This window comes from Agrobacterium sp. NPDC090273 (genome assembly GCF_044772305.1).
Lineage (GTDB): Bacteria > Pseudomonadota > Alphaproteobacteria > Rhizobiales > Rhizobiaceae > Agrobacterium.
Window position 1 is genome coordinate 404817 of sequence record NZ_JBIVYN010000001.1, and the last position, 20458, is coordinate 425274.

Here is a 20458-nt window from a genome sequence, read left to right on the forward strand (position 1 = left end):
CTTGAGCGTCAGATATCCAGATTTTCGGCGAAGGCGGCGCGTTCCTGAATGAAGCGGAAACGGGCGTCGGCCTTGGTTCCCATCAGGTTATCCACCGCTTCGCGGGTGCCTTCGAAATCCACATCATCGATCTCGACGCGCAGCAGCGTGCGCTTTGCCGGGTCCATGGTGGTTTCCTTCAACTGTGCGGCCATCATCTCGCCAAGACCTTTGAAGCGACCGATTTCGACCTTGCGGCCCTTGAAGGTCGTTTCCATCAGTTCGGCGCGGTGGGCGTCGTCGCGGGCATAGGCGGTCTTCGCACCCTGACGGATGACGTAGAGCGGCGGTACCGCGAGGTAGAGATGGTTGCCGCGGATCAGTTCCGGCATTTCCTGATAGAAGAAGGTGATCAGCAGCGATGCGATATGTGCGCCATCGACGTCGGCATCGGTCATGATGATGATGCGTTCGTAACGCAGATCTTCTTCGCGATATTTCGTGCGCGTGCCGCAACCGAGCGCCTGAATGAGATCGGCAATCTGCTGGTTGGCAGAGAGTTTCTCACGGCTGGCGCTACCGACGTTGAGGATCTTGCCGCGCAGCGGCAGAATGGCCTGATTGGCGCGGTTACGCGCCTGCTTGGCCGAACCGCCAGCCGAGTCGCCCTCGACGATGAACAGTTCAGCACCTTCGGCGGTGTTCTGGGCGCAGTCCGCCAGCTTGCCGGGCAGGCGCAGCTTGCGCACGGCCGTCTTGCGGTTGACTTCCTTTTCCTTGCGGCGGCGAAGACGCTCTTCAGCGCGCTCGATCACCCATTCCAGCAGCTTGTCGGCTTCCGCCGGGTTGCCGGTGAGGTAATGGTCGAAGGGGTCGCGCAGGGCATTTTCGACGATACGCTGCGCCTCGACGGTCGCAAGCTTGTCCTTGGTCTGCCCGACGAATTCCGGTTCGCGAATGAAGACGGACAGCATGCCGACGGCGGAAATCATCACGTCATCGGTGGTGATCTCTTTGGCGCGCTTGTTCTGCGTCATCTCCGCATAGTTCTTGAGGCCCTTGGTCAGCGCAATGCGCAGACCGGCTTCGTGGGTGCCGCCTTCGGGCGTCGGGATGGTGTTACAATAGGAATGTAGCTGCGTGTCGCCGCCATACCAGGTGACCGCCCATTCCAGTGCGCCATGGCCGCCAGTCTTTTCCGTGCGGCCCGAAAAGATTTCGCGGGTGACGGTGAATTCCTTGCCAAGCGTGGCAGACAGATAATCCTTCAGACCGCCAGGGAAATGGAAAACCGCCTTTTCCGGGATTTCGCCGCCCTGCTGGACGAGGCCCGGATCGCAGCTCCAGCGGATTTCGACGCCGCCGAACAGATAGGCCTTCGAGCGCGCCATGCGGAAAATGCGGGCAGCTTCGAACTTGGCGTGCGGTCCGAAAATTTCCGGATCGGGATGGAAGCGAACGCGGGTGCCGCGACGGTTGTGCACGTCACCAAGCTCTTCCAGCGGTCCAAGCGGCAGGCCGCGTGAAAAGCGCTGACGGTAGAGCTTGCGGTTACGCGCGACTTCCACTTCCAGCAGGTCGGACAGCGCGTTGACGACCGAGACGCCGACCCCGTGCAGACCGCCGGAGGTTTCATAGGCCTTGCCGTCGAATTTGCCGCCGGCGTGCAGCTTGGTCATGATCACTTCAAGCGTCGACTTGCCGGGAACCTGTGGGTGGTTTTCCACCGGAATACCGCGACCGTTGTCGCTGACCGTCAGGAAACCCTCGGCATCGAGATGGACCTCGATGAAATTGGCGTGACCGGCAACGGCTTCGTCCATCGAGTTGTCGATGACTTCGGCAAACAGATGGTGCAGCGCCTTTTCATCGGTGCCGCCAATATACATGCCGGGGCGCATACGCACCGGCTCCAGTCCTTCGAGCACGCGGATCGAGGACGCGCCGTAGTCGTCACCGGATGATGACACGGGCGGCGCAACAGATGTCGCGGCCGGCGCGGCAACAGGTGTCACGGCTGCGGGCTTCGGCTGCGTATTGGCGTTTGCCGGCTGCGCCGGTTCGCCCTGCGTTTCCGTTTCATCGCGCCGTGCTGCCGGTAGACCGGAGAAAAGATCGTTGCTGTCGTCCATCGTGCCCAAGGTTCAAGTCTTATCGTGTCGTCAGAATTTCGCCATGCGAATCGGCGCGAGTATAGCGCGAAACGCTACAATCCGCCCGGTCCGCCAAAGGCGAGGCCTCCTGCACGACTGAATATGTCAGGGTTTCGCAACAGGAGGATTGCGCCGCCGCCGTCGCGATGGCAAGTCTCAGGCCAACTAATGGAACGGTTCAGCAAGGCATGTCCACAGCTCATTTCACGTTTTGTACTCTTTTTTGCCTGACTGTTGCGGTGATGCCGGTCGCCGCGCAGACATCGGGCGGGCCGCTCAAGCCTTTCAAGGACGATCTGTTCTCGGGTCAGACGGTGCTTTCCACCGCCGACGGCGGAGCTTCGGAAGTTCTCGACTACGACGAAATGCGCGATATCAACGGCCGCGACGAGGTGCCCGAGCGCCGCGTGAAACGGCAATATGTCGATATGGGTATCAAGCGGGTGCAGGCGCTCGAAACCGTCACGGCCGGGGGCAGGGCAGTCGAGGTCGGACGTGTCGGGCCGGCCTCCGGGCAGTCCTTCACCGTCATCTTCATCCACGGGCGCGGTGGCGACCGGCGACTTGGCATGAACGATTATACCTTCGGCGGCAATTTCAACCGGCTGAAGAACCTCGCCGCTGCCAATGGCGGCACCTATTATGTGCCGAGCGTCCGCTCTTTCGATGCGCAAGGTGTTGCAGATGTTGCCGCGCTGATTGCCGATGTAAAGCGCAGTTCCGGGGGCATGCCGGTCATTCTCACCTGTGCCTCGATGGGCAGCTTCATCTGCTACGGCATCAGCCGCGATGCCGCAGCCGTTGCCGATCTCAAGGGTATGGCCATTCTTGGCGGTGCGGTCGATCCCGAATTCCCGAAGAGCGCTTTTGCCAGGGCGAAGAAGCCGGTGTGGTTTACCCATGGCAGCGTCGACAAGGTCTATTCAGCCGATCAGCAGGCAACGATTTTCCGAACCATGCTCAAGGCCGGGCAACCGGCGCGGTTTTCGGTTTTTCAGACCGGGGGGCATGGAACGCCGGTGCGCATGACCGACTGGCGGACGGTGCTGAACTGGATTTTGAGCCGTTGACGGGTGTTTTATTGTCGTTATCGATGAAACTTGCGTGATTTCGGCAAAATTAACCACGGTTCTGAACCAAACCGGCGCTTTTTTATACCAATTGCCACTGGCTGCGGCTAAAGGGAGTGTCGGAGTTTTTAAGGCTGTCCGTCGCAGGGCGAACCGCGATCGGGGCAAGGGGAGAGGGGTAACGCTGCCAGGGTGGCGTGGACCCCGTTTCAGCAGAGGATTAGATACGCATGACGCCGAATGTTCGACCGCTCGTTGCCGGAAACTGGAAGATGAACGGCACCCGTTCATCCCTCGATCAGATCAAGGCCATGGCCGAAGGCGTCAAGGGCGCGCTGTCCGAAAAAGTGGACGCACTGATCTGCCCGCCTTCGACGCTGCTTTACGTAGCGACCGCGCTTTGCGACGATAGCCCGCTGCTGATCGGCGCGCAGGATTGCCATCAGAACGCTTCGGGTGCCCATACCGGTGATATTTCCGCCGAGATGATTGCCGATTGCTTCGGTACCCACGTCATCGTCGGCCATTCCGAGCGTCGCACCGACCATGCGGAAACCGACCATCTGGTGCGCGTCAAGGCAGAGGCTGCGCACGCGGCCGAACTGGTTGCCATCATCTGCATCGGCGAGACGGCCGATGAGCGCAAGGCGGGCCAGACGCTCGATATCCTGAAGCGCCAGCTTGCCGGTTCGCTTCCGGATGGCGCATCGGCGCAAAATACTGTCATCGCCTATGAGCCGGTCTGGGCCATCGGCACCGGCCTGACGCCGACCGTCCAGGACGTGCGCGAGGCGCACGCCTTCATGCGTGACGAACTCGTCAAGCGCTTCGGTGGCGAAGGCGCCAAGATGCGAATCCTTTATGGCGGCTCGGTAAAGCCGTCCAATGCGCTCGAATTGATGGGCGTCGAAAACGTCGATGGTGCATTGATCGGTGGGGCGAGCTTGAAAGCGTCGGACTTCCTTTCCATCTATGCGGCATACGAGCAACTGACGGCTTGAAACACGGTTTCCTGTCACGGGGGCTTGGAATAAGCCGCTACCTCATGTAAAGAGCCGCAAAACCTTCTTTATAGTGCTCCTTTCGGGGCATGGAATGGATTGTCATGCAGACCGTTTTGATTGTTATTCACCTCATGATCGTGTTGGCGCTGGTTGGCGTCGTTCTGATCCAGCGTTCTGAAGGCGGCGGCCTTGGTATCGGCGGCGGTTCGGGCTTCATGTCCGCACGGGGAACGGCCAATGCGCTGACGCGGACTACCGGCATTCTTGCCGCGCTGTTCTTCATCACCTCGCTCGGTCTTGGTCTTCTGACCCGCTACGAAGCACGCCCGACCGATATCCTGAACCGTATTCCGGCCACGCAGGGTCAGGGTAACGGCATTCTCGATACGCTCGGCCCGGCTGCCACGACGCCAGCAACACCGGCTCCGGCCGACAACGGCGTTCCTTCTACCAGCCAGGCTCCGGCCGCTGGTGGCGCAGCCGCCCCGGCACCAGCCCCGGCGGCTCCCGCTCAGCAGGCGGACCCGAACGCAGTTCCGACCGGACAGTAAGCCCGGTTCAAGTTTGACGCTCCGGCAGGCCAAAAGCCTGCCGGTTTTCTTTTGTTCGCATTCCGGCCAGTGGAACTGCACGTTCGTCAACAGCGAATTTGCAAAAGCATGAATTTTGGGCTGGCGGAATCAAAGGTAAAAAGGTATCCGGTGAATCCCATGGCGCGATATGTATTCATCACAGGCGGCGTGGTCTCCTCTCTTGGAAAGGGCATTGCGGCCGCAGCACTCGGAGCGTTGTTGCAGTCCCGTGGTTATCGGGTGCGACTTCGTAAACTCGACCCCTATTTGAACGTCGATCCCGGCACAATGAGCCCGACACAGCACGGTGAAGTGTTTGTGACGGATGACGGTGCCGAGACGGACCTCGATCTTGGCCATTATGAACGCTTTACAGGGCGTTCGGCGACCAAGACCGACAACATCACCACTGGCCGCATCTACAAGAACATCATCGACAAGGAACGCCGCGGCGACTATCTCGGCGCGACCGTTCAGGTGATCCCGCACGTGACCAACGAAATCAAGGATTTCGTGATCGAGGGCAATGACGACTACGACTTCGTCATCTGCGAAATCGGCGGTACCGTGGGTGACATCGAAGCGATGCCGTTCATGGAGGCGATCCGTCAGCTCGGTAACGACCTGCCACGCGGCACGGCGATCTATCTTCACCTGACCCTGATGCCGTACATTCCGGCCGCAGGCGAGCTGAAGACCAAGCCGACCCAGCACTCTGTCAAGGAACTGCAGGCACTCGGTATTCACCCTGACATTCTTCTGGTGCGTGCAGACCGGGAAATCCCGGAAGCGGAACGCCGTAAGCTTTCGTTGTTCTGCAACGTGCGCGAATCGGCCGTTATCCAGGCGCTCGACGTTGCCAACATCTACGACGTGCCGATGGCCTACCACAAGGAAGGTCTCGACAACGAGGTTCTGGCAGCGTTCGGCATCGAGCCTGCACCGAAGCCGCGTCTGGAGCAGTGGGAAGAGGTTTGCGACCGCATCCATACGCCGGAAGGCGAAGTGACCATTGCCATCGTCGGCAAATATACCGGTCTTAAGGATGCCTATAAGTCGCTGATCGAAGCGCTGCATCACGGTGGCATCGCCAACCGCGTCAAGGTCAAGCTTGAGTGGATCGAATCGGAAGTATTCGAAAAGGAAGATCCGGCGCCTTATCTGGAAAAGGTCAATGCGATCCTCGTTCCCGGTGGTTTCGGCGAGCGCGGGTCCGAAGGCAAGATCATGGCGGCGCAGTTCGCCCGTGAGCGCAAGGTGCCTTACTTCGGCATCTGCTTCGGCATGCAGATGGCAGTCGTCGAAGCAGCCCGTCATCTCGCCGGTATCGAAAAAGCCTCGTCGACCGAATTCGGTCCGACGCAGGAGCCGGTCGTCGGTCTGATGACCGAATGGGTGAAGGGCAACGAGCTGGAGAAGCGCAACGCGAAGGGTGATCTCGGCGGCACGATGCGTCTTGGCGCGTACAAGGCATCGCTCAAGAAAGACACCAAGATTGCCGAAATCTACGGTTCAACCGATATTTCCGAGCGTCACCGCCACCGTTACGAAGTGAACGTGGACTACAAGGATCGCCTGGAAAACTGCGGCCTGGTGTTCTCGGGCATGTCACCGGACGGCGTTCTGCCCGAGACGGTGGAATACCCTGACCATCCGTGGTTCATCGGCGTTCAGTACCACCCGGAACTGAAGAGCCGTCCGCTTGATCCACACCCTCTGTTCGCCAGCTTCGTTGAAGCGGCGCTCGAGCAGAGCCGTCTGGTTTAAGAATTCGAAAGGGCCGCGAAAGCGGCCCTTTTTGTTTGGGGAATTGTATGTTTCCCTTCCGTCATTCCGAACGTCATCCGGTAACTGTCTTCGGCGCGAATTTTTTTCGAACGCCCAACAGTGTCGTCAACCGCTCGGAGATTTCCGTCATGAGTTTGACTATGGCTTTCGATGCGGAGGTTGAGGACTGCTGAGCGCCTCCTTAAATCTACAGGAACTGGCGTGCCCAATATAATGAGACTTCATGTCGCCCTTTTCCATAATCGAAGTAACTTATCGGTATACCCGCCGCGAGCTTGGCTTCCGACATTGCCTTCCGTTCCATCAAGCATGAATTGTCGAGCATTGAGGCGACTTTTTGCGGATCTTTAGTTGAGGCGCTATACAATTTTGCAGATCGCTCCAAGCATTTCCCCATTGCACTCCCAGCTGACATGACGCGGCGGAGCTCCGGGGTGTTGTAGGGTGAATTTGCGATTGTGGTACACGATGCCAAGGTCGTGACGACAGTCAGGATGATCCCCGTATTTCTCACTGCTAATCCCCCGATAAGATTGAAGTTTTATTGAGGCTCGATTTTACCATCGCTACCATCGAAGCCCATTTTTCAATACCTGCAATTGAAGATCAGCGACTAAAGAGTCGTGCCGTCACTCAGTCTCCGAAGTGAATATTCGATCGCCTGACCCCACCCTCTGATCCACCCAACAAAAAAACGGGCCCGAAGGCCCGTTCCTGACTGTCAGTGAAAATCGCGATCGGCTTATTTCGGGCCGATCATGTTTTCCGGGCGAACGTACTGGTCGAATTCATCGTTGGTGAGGTAACCGCCGCCGACGGCTTCGTCGCGCAGCGTTGTGCCGTTCTTGTGTGCGGTCTTGGCGATCTTGGCGCAGATGTCGTAGCCGAGCTTGCTGTTCAGCGCCGTGACGAGCATCAGGGAGTTCTCAACGCCCTTTTTGATGTTGTCTTCGCGGGCTTCGATGCCGACAACGCAGTTGTCGGTGAAGGAGACGGCGGCGTCGCCGAGAAGCTGGACCGACTGGAGGAAGTTGTACGCCATCATCGGGTTGTAGACGTTTAGCTCGAAGTGGCCCTGCGAGCCAGCGAAGGAAAGAGCTGCGTTGTTGCCGAAGATGTGGGCGCAAACCTGTGTCAGTGCCTCGGACTGGGTCGGGTTGACCTTGCCAGGCATGATCGACGAGCCAGGCTCGTTCTCAGGCAGCGACAGTTCACCAAGACCGGCGCGCGGACCGGAGCCGAGGAAGCGGATGTCGTTGGCGATCTTGAAGAGAGCGGCTGCGGCAGCATTGATGGCGCCGTGCGAGAAGACCATGGAATCGTGCGAAGCAAGTGCTTCGAACTTGTTCGGCGCGGTCACGAACGGCAGGCCGGTGATCTTGGAAATCTCGTCTGCAACCTTTTCGGCAAAGCCGATCGGTGCGTTGAGGCCCGTGCCGACAGCCGTGCCGCCCTGTGCCAGCTTGGAAAGCGCGGGCAGGGTGGTTTCGATGTTGGCGATCGCGGAAGCAACCTGGGCTGCGTAGCCGGAGAATTCCTGGCCGAGTGTCAGCGGCGTTGCATCCTGCGTGTGGGTGCGGCCGATCTTGATGATGTGTTCGAACTGCTTGACCTTGGCTTCGAGCGCCGCGTGCAGGTGCTTGAGGCCCGGCAGCAGGTGGTGAACGATCTGCTCGACGCAGGCGATGTGCATCGCGGTCGGGTAGGTGTCGTTCGACGACTGGCTCATGTTGACGTGGTCGTTCGGGTGAACGGGCTTCTTGGTGCCCATTTCGCCGCCGAGGATTTCAATCGCACGGTTGGAGATGACCTCGTTGGCGTTCATGTTGGACTGTGTGCCCGAACCCGTCTGCCAGACGACCAGCGGGAAGTGCTCGGTCAGCTTGCCGTCGATGACTTCCTGTGCAGCCTGAATGATGGCGTCGCCGACTTTCGGGTCGAGGCCGGCGAGCGCCATGTTGGCGCGGGCAGCGGCCTGCTTGACGATGCCGAGTGCACGCACGACGGAAGCAGGCTGTTTTTCCCAGCCGATCTTGAAGTTGCCGAGCGAGCGCTGCGCCTGCGCGCCCCAGTAGCGGTCGGCCTGAACCTCAATAGGGCCAAATGTATCGGTTTCCGTGCGTGTGGCTGTCATCAATCTTGCCTTTATATTCGTTTTCCTCCGCCAAAACGGCGCCTCGGCCCGCTTCGCGCGCGCCGATATATAGAATCATCGTGCCGCCAATGAAAGCGTTGGCGTGGAGCTGCGGCAGATATTTCCCGACTTTGCGAAAAAGCAGGGAACGTGGCATTTTTACTACGCGGTCCTCAGACGTAAAAAAGCCATCCCGACAGGCTTTGCCGATCTTCAAAGTCCTGTCGTAAAGTTAATGAAATAAATGAAAATTTAACCGTTCTGACCAATTCTGGAAATTACGCTTTTATGGTTTCGGCTGTAACATGAAGTTCATTCCGCGGCAGGTTTGTGCTTCGCGCGTTTTCTTTTCAACAGGCCGCCGATCGGCTAGACAAAGCATGAAACTGACGCATGTCTTCGGATAGACATGCCGGGTGCTACGAGGATCAAATTGCAAGTCACATCTGGAAAAACATCAGCAGCAGTGATGCTGGCTCTCGGTCTTTCCTTCTCCACGGCCGTGCCTGGCACTGCGGACGCAATCACGTTGATGGATCTGCTGCGCGGTGGTCCGGGCAAGGTTGCGCGTGATCGCGGCGAGATGCCACCTGCGGGCATCGTCACGTCTCCTTCGTCCGGATCTCTCAGCGCCGATGCTTCCGATCCCGAGCCTCTGCCGCGCGTCTCCGGTCCGCGTTATTACACCTACAAGGCCGACGCGACGCGTGCTGTCGATACCAGCAAGTTTGCGGATGGTCTGGCAGGCGTCAAGTTCAGCGCCACGCCCGAGATAGCCAAGGCGCTGGAAACCTATTACGGCGCCGGCGGCAAGCAGCTCTGGGTCTCAGAAGGTGCGTTGACAGATCGCGCCAATGCGGCAATGGCGTTCCTTGAGACCGTCGGTGCCAGCGGCCTTGATCCGGCCGACTATTCCGTCTCCGCACCGGCAAAGGACGTCACTGCCAGCATCAGCGACACTGCCGCCGCACCGCAGGCTGACGCTTCCACATCGGCGTCGGACGCCTATCAGCGCGCCCTGATGCAGTTTGAGCTGACATTGTCCGCGAAGGTTCTGGCTTACGTGCAGGACACCAATCGTGGCCGCGTCGATCCGAACCGTCTGTCGGGCTATCATGATTTCAAGCGCAAGACTGTCAACCTTGCACCGGTGCTGAAGCTTGCTTCGCTCAGCCCCGATGTTGGCGCCTATCTGCGCAGCCGCGAGCCGTCGAGTGTCGAATATCAGGCGCTGAAGGCCGAACTTGCGACGCTGCGCGCCGAGACCGATCCGGCGCATGTCGTTTCCGTTCCTGCCGATCTGGTCCTCAAGCCAGGCAACAGCAGCGCTGAACTGGCGAATGTGGTCAAGGCCATCGAGCACCGGGCTTCGGCGTCGTTCAAGACCGAGCATGCGGCCGTCATCTCCGGTTACCAGCAGACGACGGACTATTCGCCGGAACTGGTCGATCTGGTGAAGGCATTCCAGAGCGCGCAGGGTCTCAAGGCCGATGGTGTCATCGGTCCGGCGACGGTTCGTGCCATGGTTGGCGAAACCAACGATGCGCGCATTGCCAAGGTTGAAGTGGCAATGGAGCAGGTTCGCTGGCTTCCGGCTGACCTTGGCCAGCGTTACGTCTTCATCAACCAGCCTGCCTTCATGGCCTACTATCACAACGATGGCCAGGAAGAGTTCGGCATGAAGGTGGTCGTCGGCTCCAAGGCCAACCAGACCTATTTCTTCCAAGATGAAATCCAGACGGTGGAATTCAACCCCTACTGGGGCGTTCCGCAGTCGATCATCGTCAATGAAATGCTGCCGAAACTGCGCCGCGATCCGTCCTACCTCGACCGTCTGGGTTACGAGGTCCAGGTCGGTGGCCGGGCCGTGTCTTCCAGCAGCGTCAACTGGTACGGCTCCACGAACGCCATTTCCGTGCGTCAGCCACCGAGCAGTGACAACGCGCTGGGCGATCTGAAAATCCTCTTCCCCAACGCGCATGCGATCTACATGCACGACACGCCGGCCAAGAGCTTCTTCAACCGTGACATGCGCGCTCTCAGCCACGGCTGTATTCGTCTGGTCGATCCGCGCCGCATGGCTGCGGCCGTTCTCGGCACCAGTGTCGATAAGGTCGGCGAGCAGATCGCTTCCGGCAAGAACCGCGCCGTTCAGGTGCCACAGAAGATCCCGGTCTACGTGTCCTATTTCACGGCATGGCCTAACAAGGACGGCAAGATCGAATATTTCAACGACGTCTACGATCGCGACAGCTACGTGCAGAAGGCGTTTGCCATCACCACGAAGGCCCGTGGCTCGTCGGTCTGATATCGATCTGACAAGACATAAAAAAAGCGCCGGAGACGGCGCTTTTTTCGTTTGTGGTGCAGCCGATGGTCAGGCTGCGGCGACGCGGCCGGTAATCAGCTTGTTGAACAGGGCCGGTGTCAGCGTCTTGTAGTCATCGATGATGACGGTCGGGTCGAGTTCCGACATCGGCACATCCGTGTATCCGAAGGTGACGCCAATCGACGGCACTTCGGCGTTTCTGGCCGCCAGAATATCGTTGATGCTGTCGCCCACCATGACGGAGCGCAGCGGGTCGCCGCCGGCCTTGGCGATGGTTCCGAGAATATGGCGTGGATCGGGTTTGCGGTACTCGAAGGTATCGCCGCAGGTAATCGCCGCGAAATATTTCGTCAGGTCGAGCTTTTCGAGCAGCGGAAGCGCCAGAACTTCGGTCTTGTTGGTGCAGACGGCAAGTGTGATGCCCGCTGCGGCAAGGCTTTCCAGCGTTTCGACGATGCCGGGATAGGGGCGGCTTTCGCCAGGCATTTCATGTTTGTAATGGGCGATGAAACGCTCGTAGAGCGGCTCGACCTCGTCTTCCGACAGCGGCGTTTCACGCAGAGCAAAGGCGCGTTTGATCATGACGCGCGCACCCTGGCCGACAAGATGGGTCAGGTCGTTATAGGTCACAGGGGCAAGGCCTGCGGCGGCAATGGTGTAGTTCAGGCTCGAGACGAGGTCGGTTGCAGTGTCGACCAATGTGCCGTCGAGATCGAAGATGGCAAGCGGGGAAGTCAAGAGATCGCCTCTTTCGGTGTCGTGCTGGTGTGGTGTTGCTGCAAACCGTAGGCAATCCCCGCCGTCTTTGCAATCGCGGGCAAGTGTTCTGTTTCTTCTGCGCAAAAAGGCTTTCGTTTGGCCTGCGACCCGTGTAAACAGCACGGCGACGATCAAGAGACCGGAGTTTCAGGCACATGGATGCCCGCCAGATGAAGATCAAGGCCGCCGAGGCCGCGTTGTCCCATGTGGAAGACGGCATGCGTCTCGGTATCGGTACAGGTTCGACGGCTGAGGAATTCGTGCGACTTCTGGCTGAAAAGGTTGCGGGTGGCCTGAAAGTGCAGGGCGTACCGACCTCTGAAAGAACTGCGCGGCTCTGCGTCGAACTCGGCGTGCCGCTCAAATCTCTCGACGAGTTGCCGGAACTCGATCTGACCATTGATGGCGCAGACGAAGTTGACCATGCCCTGCGGCTGGTCAAGGGCGGCGGCGGCGCACTTTTGCGCGAAAAGATCGTGGCTGCGGCTTCCGAGCGCGTGATCGTCATTGCCGACCAGACCAAGGTCGTGGAGACGCTGGGCGCTTTTCCGCTGCCCATCGAGGTCAACCCTTTCGGGCAGGTTTCGACACGCATCGCCATTGAAAAACTGGCGTCGCGTCTCGGTCTGACCGGTGAATTGACCACCCGCACCATGGGAGACAGCGCTTTCACCACGGACGGCGGACACCTTATTTTCGACGCATCTTTTGGCCGTATTCCTGATGCAGAAGCGCTTGCACGCGAGCTGAACACGATTCCCGGTGTCGTCGAGCACGGACTTTTCATAAATTTGGCATCGCTTGCCATCATTGCAGGCCCGGACGGCGCCCGCGTGATGCAGGCAGTATAACAGGAGCGAGATTTTCATGGTCAAACTAGCGGGACTGGGCAAAGCTGCCGCTGCTTCGATCCTCATTTCCGGCATCGTATTCGGCACGGCCGTACGGGCTCAGGAAATTTCGGAAGAGCATGTCGCTGCCGCACGGCAGGCAATCGCCTCTCTCGGCGTTACCGATCGTTTCGACGCCATCCTTCCGGGTCTGGCAGAGCGCCTGAAGGGCGAGCTCATCCAGGCTTCGCCGAACGTGCAGGATGCCATCAGCGCGACCGTCGATGCCAAGGCTCTCGAGCTTGCACCGCGCCGTGCCGACCTCGAGCGTGAAGCTGCGCTGACCTATGCGCGCGCCTTCACCATCGACGAACTGAAGGCCATTTCTGCATTCTACGGCAGCGAAGCCGGCAAGAAGCTCCTGAAGGACGGCCCGATCGCTACGCGCGAACTGATGAAGGCTGCCGATATCTGGGCTGCAGGCATCAACCGCGACCTCAACACGTCCAGCATGGCTGAACTGCAGAAGGTTGCCGGCGCCGATCTGGCTCCGCTTCCGGCAGACCAGAACGCAACGGGCGGCGCACCGGCTGCACCGAAGCCATAATCGGCTGACGTTTCGTTCAGAAATTTTCAAAGCCCGGTCGCAAGACCGGGCTTTTCATTTGTGCGTCGCAGCACCTATATGTGCCACGAATGCGCCGCTGCCATCTTCAGGCGGCCGGCCAGTGATTTTGAGCAGGGGTTTTGACTATGACAGCTTATGATTATGACCTTTTCGTCATCGGTGGCGGTTCCGGCGGTGTGCGCAGCGCCCGCGTGGCTGCCTCTCTCGGCAAGCGCGTCGCAATCGCCGAGGAATACCGGTACGGCGGAACCTGCGTCATTCGCGGCTGCGTGCCGAAGAAGCTGTTTGTCTATGCCTCGCAGTTCCCGGAACATTTCGAGGATGCGGAAGGCTTTGGCTGGACTGTCGGCAAAAGCAGCTTCGACTGGAAGAAGCTGATCGAGGCAAAGGACAAGGAAATCACCCGCCTTGAGGGCCTGTACCGCAAAGGACTGGATAACGCCAAGGCGGATATTTTCGACAGCCGTGCCGAACTGGTCGACGCGAATACCGTCAAGCTGGTGAAGACTGGTCAGACCTTCACGGCCGAGCGCATCGTCATTGCCGTCGGAGGCACGCCGAACGAGCACAAGGCGCTGCCGGGTCATGAACTGACGATCTCGTCCAATGAGGCGTTCCACCTGGAAGAGCTGCCGAAATCGATCCTGATTGCCGGCGGTGGCTACATTGCCGTCGAATTCGCAAATATTTTCCATGGTCTCGGCGTCGAGACGACGCTGATCTATCGCGGCAAGGAAATCCTGTCGCGTTTCGACCACGACATGCGCCGTGGTCTGCACGAAGCCATGGAAGCCAAAGGCATCAAGATCCTGCTCACCGACGTCATCGAAGAGGTGAGGAAGGGCGAGGGCGGTCTTAACGCCCGCACCAAGAACAACGGCACGCTCGCGGTCGACACGGTCATGCTGGCGCTTGGCCGCGATCCGAACACCAAGGGCCTTGGCCTTGAGAATGCCGGTGTGAAGCTCGATGCGCGCGGTGCGATCATCGTCGACGATTATTCGCGTACCAACGTGCCGAGCATCTTCGCGCTGGGCGATGTCACCGACCGGGTGCAACTGACGCCGGTGGCGATCCACGAGGCCATGTGCTTCATCGAGACCGAATACAAGAACAACCCGACCAAGCCCGATCATGAACTGATCGCGACGGCGGTGTTCTCGCAGCCGGAAATCGGCACGGTTGGTCTGTCCGAAGAAGAGGCCGGTGCGAAGTATCCTGAACTTGAAGTCTACCGCGCCCAGTTCAGGCCGATGAAGGCGACGCTTTCCGGCCGCACGGAAAAGACGATCATGAAGCTGATCGTCAATGCGGCGGACCGTGAGGTTGTCGGCGCGCATATCCTAGGCCATGAGGCTGGCGAGATGGCGCAGCTTCTCGGCATTACATTGAAGGCCGGCTGCACGAAGGACGATTTCGACCGCACGATGGCCGTTCATCCGACGGCTGCGGAAGAGCTTGTCACGATGTATTCGCCGAGCTATCGCGTCGTCAACGGCGAGCGCGTGTAGTCAGCGCGCAAGCGTGATATCATCTGCGTTCAGGCCTTGCGCCCTGCGCCTTCAGGTCCGGTCAGAAATTTAAATCGTTTAGATTTGTTTTTCTGCGCTTTGAAGGCCCAAAACGCCCCGAAACCCAGGGGGCACAGAAGGATCGGCTATGCAAAGCCGATCCTTGGAGATATAAGCGCGCAACTTTCGAGATCGCCGCCCGGGATGGAGCGGACGTGAAAACCAGGTGAAGAACAATGGCACAGAATTGGACCCCCGGTAGCTGGAGACACAAGCCAATCCAGCAGGTTCCTGAATATCCTGACGCAGCAGCTCTGGCTGCTACGGAAGCCCAGCTTGCAAGCTATCCTCCGCTGGTTTTTGCCGGTGAAGCACGTCGCCTGAAAAAGCAGCTCGCCAACGTTGCCGAAGGCAATGCGTTCCTGCTGCAGGGCGGTGACTGCGCTGAAAGCTTCCTGGAACATGGCGCTGACAACATCCGCGACTTCTTCCGTGCGTTCCTGCAGATGGCCGTTGTTCTGACCTATGGCGCGCAGCTTCCTGTCGTCAAGGTTGGCCGTATTGCCGGTCAGTTCGCCAAGCCGCGTTCTTCCAACATTGAATCGCAGAACGGCATCGAGTTGCCGTCCTACCGTGGTGACATCATCAACGGCATCGAATTCAATGAAGGTTCGCGCATTCCGAACCCTGAGCGCCAGCTCGACGCGTACCGCCAGTCGGCCGCGACGCTGAACCTGTTGCGCGCTTTCGCGATGGGTGGCTACGCCAACCTCGAAAACGTGCATCAGTGGATGCTCGGCTTCATCAAGGACAGCCCGCAGGCAGACCGTTACCGCAAGCTGGCGGACCGTATCTCCGAAACCATGGACTTCATGAAGGCCATCGGTATTTCGGCTGAAAACAATCCGAGCCTGCGCGAGACGGATTTCTTCACCAGCCATGAAGCGCTGCTTCTCGGTTACGAAGAGGCGCTGACGCGTATCGATTCCACCTCCGGTGACTGGTACGCCACGTCCGGCCACATGCTGTGGATCGGCGACCGTACGCGCCAGCTCGATCACGCGCATGTCGAATATTTCCGCGGCATCAAGAACCCGATCGGTCTGAAGTGCGGCCCGTCCCTGCAGCCCGACAACCTGATCGAGCTGATCGATGCGCTGAACCCGACGAACGAAGCCGGTCGCCTGACGCTGATCTGCCGTTTCGGCCACGACAAGGTTGCCGAAAACCTGCCGAAGCTCATTCGCGCTGTCGAGAAGGAAGGCAATAAGGTCGTCTGGTCCTGCGACCCGATGCACGGCAACACGATCACGCTCAACCACTACAAGACGCGTCCTTTCGAGCGCATCCTGTCTGAGGTCGAGAGCTTCTTCCAGATCCATCGTGCGGAAGGCACCCATCCGGGCGGCATCCACATCGAGATGACCGGCAAGGACGTGACCGAATGCACCGGCGGTGCACGCGCGGTTACGGCCGACTCGCTGTCAGATCGTTACCACACCCATTGCGACCCGCGCCTCAACGCCGATCAGGCTCTGGAACTGGCGTTCCTGCTGTCGGAGCGCATGAAGAGCGGCCGCGACGAGAAGCGTCTGGCAATCGCCAACTTCTGATCGCCGACAAGATCGAATGAAAAAAGCCGCCGGAGATGATCCGGCGGCTTTTTTGTTCGGCGGTGGAGGAGGGGTTATTGCACCAGCGCGGGCTGCATGCAGCGAACATCGGTGACACGGACATCGGCTTCGCCAATCTTGACCCCCAGCACCAGCAGCGTGTTGTATAGCAGGGCATCCACCGGGGCTGTTACCAGCGACAGCGTGTTGGCAAGCGCCTGCTGGATCAGCGTCGGGGTACCAAGGCTGAGGAACAGGATCTTGATGTCGAGATCGAGGTTCGTCAGCAGTGAACTGACCAGAGAGGTCACTGTGTTCTTGGTCGAGACGCTCTTGATCTTCGCCTGGGTGATATCCGTCTGCTGGAAGGTCAGCTTGGTCTTGGTCATGTTGCCGGCATTGATGTGGGCCATGCCATTGACGCTGAGCAGGGCGGAGTCGATCAGGGCTGCCTTGGTGACGCGTGGGTCCTTGCCGAAGTTGTTGAAGGCGCTGGCATCGACATTGCCCACAGCGATTTCGGCGACACCGGGAACGACTTCGACATCGACCGTGCCCTGACCACCACCGGTGCAGCGCAGATCCGCCAGCCGCGCCTCGGCATTGGCGACTTCCACGTAAAGCGGCAGATTGATCTTCAGGCCGGCAATTGCCTGAAGTCCATCCACGGTGACATTGACCGACAGGCGGGTCTGGGCCGTGCGAACAACCGTGCCGGCACCGCCAACCGCCATGGGCGGGGTTTCAACCGGCGGTTCGCCGATCGCCAGCGTGATCTTGACCGAGGCCAGGCCCGGAACGACCGCACCGGCATCGAGCGCAATCTGGTTGCCGCCATTGCCGGCGACGGCTGCGGCGTTGATGAGATCGAAGACGCCTGCCGTCACCTTCAGGTTCTCGCCGGTTCCGATGAGCTGTTCGCTCAGCGGCCCGAGATTGAGGATTTCCTCCAGGCGCAATTTGACGTTGGTCTTGTTCGCCGCTTTTTCGAGCGTTTTCAAAACGGTGGCGACAGTTGGCTGAATGCCGGTGGTCTTGGTCAGCACGTTCAGGAACTTGCCGTAGGTGATTTCGGTCTTCAGCACATCCTTGTAGGTCCCAGCCGTCAGGCCAAGGTCGAGCGCCAGTGCGTCAATGACGTGAAGCGCGTTAACGTCGGCATCGACCAGCGCCTTGTAGTCCATCAGTTTCAGCGAGACGGTGGTGCCGAGCAGGCCGCCAAGCAGGCTGTTCAGCAGGCCGTCATTCAGGCTTGCCAGGCGCGAGCCAACGGAAAAGGCGGCAATTCTTTGCGACGATGCCGTTCCAACCGCCGAAACCGTCGGTGGCGTGGTGAAGGCGGATGCGAAGAAGATCTGGCCTTTTTCGACGATATTGACCTTTACCGCGTTGGTCGGCAGGGCATTTTCGACGAAGCGCTTGCCGACGGCGAGGCTCGCATCCGGTTCATAGTGACCCTTCACCACTTCGGCGTAACCGTTGCGGGTGGCAAAGGCTTTCAGCGGGTCGAAGGGGACGACGCCATTTTCCGTCAGCAGGCCCTGAGCGGTCTTGACGCCAAGGTTCATGCCATTGAGCTGGAAGTACTGCTGGACGGCCTGTTCGGGATTGGTGGTTCCGGCGGCGGAGATGGCGGCCAGGTCTGCCGTCTGCTGCAATTGCCGTTTCTGCAGGGTGAGGTAACCGTAATCGACGCCAAGCGCGAGAATGCCGATGAACAGCGGCGCCGTCAGGCCGGCAGTGATGGCGATGTTGCCTGAACGGTCCCGAAACAGACGGGTGAGGAGCGAAGATGGATGTTTCATGTCAGACTCCCCCGATCCGGATCGTTGAGAAACGCCGGATCACCGGTTCCGGCAGCGTGTAGCTGTAGAGGCTCCAGATGGGCAGGTCGCGGGCGTCGTACTCGACCTTCACCGTGAACTGGTTGGCATTGCTGGGGTCGCCATCGACGCTGATGGTGAAATGGTTCTTGTTCATGAAGGCGTAGTTGAGGTTGCTCTGGGCAACGAAATCACGGGCGAGCTTCTGTCGCTCGGCGGTGTTCAGCCCGGCAACGGCCGTACGTGCGGCGTCGGCTGCAACCTGCTGAACCGAATAGGCAGCCATCAGGTAGATGCCGTAGGCAATCATGGTCAGCAGAACGAGAAAGAAAATCGGTGCGACGATCGCGAACTCGACAGCCGACGAGCCAGACCGATCACGGAATAAACGTACCCCCTTACGCATAGCACACTCCCGCTTTATTGGCGCTATTCTTGAACGCCGGATATTATTATTTTCGGAAATGCTAATTTGTAGACGTTAATTTTCCCTTGCTCCGACCCTTAAAGGTTGCGGCGCAAGTAAAATTCCCGCAGCTTGCAAGTAAAGATCGTCAGATCAGGCGCAGGCCTTTGAAGCTGACATGGCCATCCCGGCCGATGATGATGTGGTCGTGAACGGCGATGCCGAGAGGCTTGGCCGTGTCAATGATGGTCTTCGTCATCTCGATGTCGGCGCGGGAAGGGGTGGGGTCTCCACTCGGGTGATTGTGCACTAAAATCAAGGCTGTAGATGACAGTTCAAGTGCCCGCCGCACCACCTCGCGCGGATAAACCGGCGTGTGATCCACCGTGCCGTGGCCCTGAATTTCATCGGCAATCAGGACGTTTCTTTTGTCCAGAAACAGAATGCGGAACTGTTCGCGCGATTCATAGGCCATCGCCGCATGGCAATAGTCGATGACGGACGACCAGGAGCCCAGAACCTGCTTGTTGCGGATTTCGCTTTTCAGCATGCGCTGCGAAACGGAGCCGATGAGCTTGAGATCGAGTGCGACGGCTTCGCCGACACCATCGACCTCCTGCAACAAGGTTGGCGGTGCGCCGAAAACGCCGCCCAGCGTTCCAAACCGGGCAATCAGCGCCTTGGCAATGGGTTTGGTGTCCTTGCGGGGGATCAGCCGGAACAGCAGCAGTTCCAGCAGTTCGTAATCGGCCAGGGCGGCGTCGCCGCCGTCGCGGTAGCGGGTGCGCAATCGGTCGCGATGGCCGTGATAATGGGCCGCATCCGGTTCCCGTTTCGGCGCAGTTGATGCCGTCTTCCTGGCTGCCGGTTGTGGATCGGCGAAAAAATGACGTTCGTCATCCTGCCCGAAAAGGCCGCTTTGGCCCGCCCCGGAGCCTGATGTCGTCAATAGATCGGCAGAAGGCGGGGCGGGGCGTTTGGCCATCGAGCGGTCGTTGCCTCAAGCTTTGGGAAGGGGCGGCAGGCCGGGACGGTCGAAGCCGCCGGGTGACAGCGTGAAGATTTCGCAGCCGGTTGCGGTGACGCCAACGGCATGTTCGTACTGCGCCGACAGCGAACGGTCGCGCGTTACCGCTGTCCAGCCGTCCGAGAGCACCTTCACATGCGGTTTGCCGAGGTTGATCATCGGCTCGATGGTGAAGATCATGCCCTCGCGGATTTCCGGGCCTTCGCTTTCCTTGCCGTAGTGGAGAATGTTCGGCGTATCGTGGAACAGGCGGCCAACGCCGTGGCCACAGAAATCCGTCACCACGGAGCAACGTTCCGCTTCCGCATAGGCCTGAATGGCAGCGCCGATGGCGCCGGTGCGGACGCCGGGCTTCACAGCGGCGATGCCGAGCATCAGGCACTCATACGTCACTTCCAGCAGGCGCTCTGCAGCGCGCTTGATCTGGCCGACCGGGTACATGCGGCTCGAATCGCCGTGCCAGCCATCCACAACATAGGTCACGTCGATGTTGACGATATCGCCCTCACGCAGCGGCTTGTTATCCGGTATGCCGTGGCAGACCACATGGTTGATCGAGGTGCAGACCGATTTGGTATAACCGCGATAGTTCAGCGTTGCGGGCAAGGCGCCGTGATCGGCACCGAACTCGAAGACGAAACGGTCTATGGTATCGGTCGTCACGCCGGGCTTGACGATTGCCGCAAGCTCGTCGAGGCAGCGCGCCGTCAACTGGCACGCCTTGCGCATGCCGGCAAAGTCTTCCGCGTTATAGAGGCGGATGACGCCGGTATTCTTCAGGGGAGCAGAGGCTGCATCGATATAGGTGACCATGATAGTGCTTTCTGTTCTT

Annotated in this window: 16 protein-coding genes; 9 read left to right on the forward strand and 7 right to left on the reverse strand. The window is 59.3% G+C overall.

The features are described from left to right. Positions 1-8: 8 nt before the first annotated feature. Positions 9-2111 (reverse strand): DNA topoisomerase IV subunit B, encoded by a 2103-nt coding sequence (parE, locus tag ACIQT8_RS01960; protein ID WP_262526079.1) that lies wholly within the window; start codon positions 2109-2111, stop codon positions 9-11. Between the two features lie 209 nt (positions 2112-2320). Here parE and ACIQT8_RS01965 point away from each other — a divergent pair, with 209 nt between their 5' ends. From ACIQT8_RS01965 to ACIQT8_RS01980, 4 genes are all read left to right on the forward strand, one after another. Continuing rightward, a complete protein-coding gene (locus tag ACIQT8_RS01965; protein ID WP_400962812.1) occupies positions 2321-3202 on the forward strand; it encodes an alpha/beta hydrolase in 882 nt (293 codons plus the stop codon). A gap of 230 nt (positions 3203-3432) precedes the next feature. After that, positions 3433-4203, forward strand: a complete 771-nt coding sequence (gene tpiA, locus ACIQT8_RS01970; RefSeq protein ID WP_400962815.1) for a triose-phosphate isomerase — start codon at positions 3433-3435, stop codon at positions 4201-4203. 104 nt (positions 4204-4307) lie between these two features. Beyond that, complete coding sequence (secG, locus tag ACIQT8_RS01975; protein WP_138793130.1) at positions 4308-4757, forward strand: preprotein translocase subunit SecG; 450 nt, start codon at positions 4308-4310, stop codon at positions 4755-4757. A gap of 150 nt (positions 4758-4907) precedes the next feature. Beyond that, entirely contained in the window at positions 4908-6545 is a 1638-nt protein-coding gene (locus tag ACIQT8_RS01980; protein WP_316961591.1) for a CTP synthase, read from the forward strand. Between the two features lie 763 nt (positions 6546-7308). On the opposite strand, the gene fumC is transcribed toward ACIQT8_RS01980, so the two are convergent. After that, positions 7309-8700: a class II fumarate hydratase gene (gene fumC / locus ACIQT8_RS01985; protein WP_400962821.1), complete on the reverse strand. Its 1392-nt coding sequence runs from the start codon at positions 8698-8700 to the stop codon at positions 7309-7311. Positions 8701-9169: 469 nt separating this feature from the next. On the opposite strand from fumC, the gene ACIQT8_RS01990 reads away from it, so the two are divergent. Continuing rightward, a complete protein-coding gene (locus tag ACIQT8_RS01990; protein WP_400964342.1) occupies positions 9170-11008 on the forward strand; it encodes a murein L,D-transpeptidase in 1839 nt (612 codons plus the stop codon). A gap of 69 nt (positions 11009-11077) precedes the next feature. Here ACIQT8_RS01990 and ACIQT8_RS01995 read toward each other — a convergent pair whose 3' ends face one another. Further along, positions 11078-11767 carry an HAD family hydrolase gene (locus ACIQT8_RS01995; RefSeq protein WP_400962824.1) on the reverse strand — a complete coding sequence of 230 codons (690 nt, stop codon included), beginning with the start codon at positions 11765-11767 and terminating at the stop codon, positions 11078-11080. Positions 11768-11943: 176 nt separating this feature from the next. Between ACIQT8_RS01995 and rpiA the strand changes: the two genes are divergently transcribed. The 4 genes from rpiA to ACIQT8_RS02015 all read left to right on the forward strand — a co-directional run bounded on the left by rpiA (position 11944) and on the right by ACIQT8_RS02015 (position 16370). Continuing rightward, positions 11944-12639 (forward strand): ribose-5-phosphate isomerase RpiA, encoded by a 696-nt coding sequence (gene rpiA / locus ACIQT8_RS02000; RefSeq protein WP_400962827.1) that lies wholly within the window; start codon positions 11944-11946, stop codon positions 12637-12639. A gap of 16 nt (positions 12640-12655) precedes the next feature. Next, entirely contained in the window at positions 12656-13225 is a 570-nt protein-coding gene (locus tag ACIQT8_RS02005; protein WP_138793123.1) for a DUF2059 domain-containing protein, read from the forward strand. 146 nt (positions 13226-13371) lie between these two features. Then, complete coding sequence (gene gor / locus ACIQT8_RS02010) at positions 13372-14757, forward strand: glutathione-disulfide reductase (protein WP_400962831.1); 1386 nt, start codon at positions 13372-13374, stop codon at positions 14755-14757. A 236-nt stretch (positions 14758-14993) separates the two neighbouring features. Next, the gene (locus ACIQT8_RS02015) at positions 14994-16370 is read left to right on the forward strand and encodes a class II 3-deoxy-7-phosphoheptulonate synthase (protein WP_400962834.1); all 1377 of its coding nucleotides are present in this window, start codon (positions 14994-14996) and stop codon (positions 16368-16370) included. A gap of 74 nt (positions 16371-16444) precedes the next feature. Here ACIQT8_RS02015 and ACIQT8_RS02020 read toward each other — a convergent pair whose 3' ends face one another. The 4 genes from ACIQT8_RS02020 to map all read right to left on the reverse strand — a co-directional run bounded on the left by ACIQT8_RS02020 (position 16445) and on the right by map (position 20439). Further along, positions 16445-18175 carry a TadG family pilus assembly protein gene (locus ACIQT8_RS02020; protein ID WP_400962837.1) on the reverse strand — a complete coding sequence of 577 codons (1731 nt, stop codon included), beginning with the start codon at positions 18173-18175 and terminating at the stop codon, positions 16445-16447. 1 nt (position 18176) lies between these two features. Beyond that, positions 18177-18599 (reverse strand): TadE/TadG family type IV pilus assembly protein, encoded by a 423-nt coding sequence (locus ACIQT8_RS02025; RefSeq protein WP_138793119.1) that lies wholly within the window; start codon positions 18597-18599, stop codon positions 18177-18179. A gap of 148 nt (positions 18600-18747) precedes the next feature. Further along, a complete protein-coding gene (gene radC, locus ACIQT8_RS02030; protein WP_400962840.1) occupies positions 18748-19584 on the reverse strand; it encodes a DNA repair protein RadC in 837 nt (278 codons plus the stop codon). A gap of 15 nt (positions 19585-19599) precedes the next feature. Further along, on the reverse strand, positions 19600-20439 hold the full coding sequence (gene map / locus ACIQT8_RS02035) for a type I methionyl aminopeptidase (RefSeq protein ID WP_262526067.1): 840 nt from the start codon (positions 20437-20439) through the stop codon (positions 19600-19602). Between the last annotated feature and the right edge of the window lie 19 nt (positions 20440-20458).

Excerpts from the sequence above, each read along its gene's own strand:
- rpiA (WP_400962827.1), top strand. The coding sequence starts at position 11,944 with ATGGATGCCCGCCAGATGAAGATCAAGGCCGCCGAGGCCGCGTTGTCC.
- tpiA (WP_400962815.1), top strand. The coding sequence starts at position 3,433 with ATGACGCCGAATGTTCGACCGCTCGTTGCCGGAAACTGGAAGATGAAC.
- ACIQT8_RS01965 (WP_400962812.1), top strand. The coding sequence starts at position 2,321 with ATGTCCACAGCTCATTTCACGTTTTGTACTCTTTTTTGCCTGACTGTT.
- ACIQT8_RS02015 (WP_400962834.1), top strand. The coding sequence starts at position 14,994 with ATGGCACAGAATTGGACCCCCGGTAGCTGGAGACACAAGCCAATCCAG.
- ACIQT8_RS01990 (WP_400964342.1), top strand. The coding sequence starts at position 9,170 with ATGCTGGCTCTCGGTCTTTCCTTCTCCACGGCCGTGCCTGGCACTGCG.
- secG (WP_138793130.1), top strand. The coding sequence starts at position 4,308 with ATGCAGACCGTTTTGATTGTTATTCACCTCATGATCGTGTTGGCGCTG.
- gor (WP_400962831.1), top strand. The coding sequence starts at position 13,372 with ATGACAGCTTATGATTATGACCTTTTCGTCATCGGTGGCGGTTCCGGC.
- map (WP_262526067.1), bottom strand. The coding sequence starts at position 20,439 with ATGGTCACCTATATCGATGCAGCCTCTGCTCCCCTGAAGAATACCGGC.
- ACIQT8_RS02025 (WP_138793119.1), bottom strand. The coding sequence starts at position 18,599 with ATGCGTAAGGGGGTACGTTTATTCCGTGATCGGTCTGGCTCGTCGGCT.
- radC (WP_400962840.1), bottom strand. The coding sequence starts at position 19,584 with ATGGCCAAACGCCCCGCCCCGCCTTCTGCCGATCTATTGACGACATCA.
- ACIQT8_RS02005 (WP_138793123.1), top strand. The coding sequence starts at position 12,656 with ATGGTCAAACTAGCGGGACTGGGCAAAGCTGCCGCTGCTTCGATCCTC.
- fumC (WP_400962821.1), bottom strand. The coding sequence starts at position 8,700 with ATGACAGCCACACGCACGGAAACCGATACATTTGGCCCTATTGAGGTT.
- ACIQT8_RS02020 (WP_400962837.1), bottom strand. The coding sequence starts at position 18,175 with ATGAAACATCCATCTTCGCTCCTCACCCGTCTGTTTCGGGACCGTTCA.
- parE (WP_262526079.1), bottom strand. The coding sequence starts at position 2,111 with ATGGACGACAGCAACGATCTTTTCTCCGGTCTACCGGCAGCACGGCGC.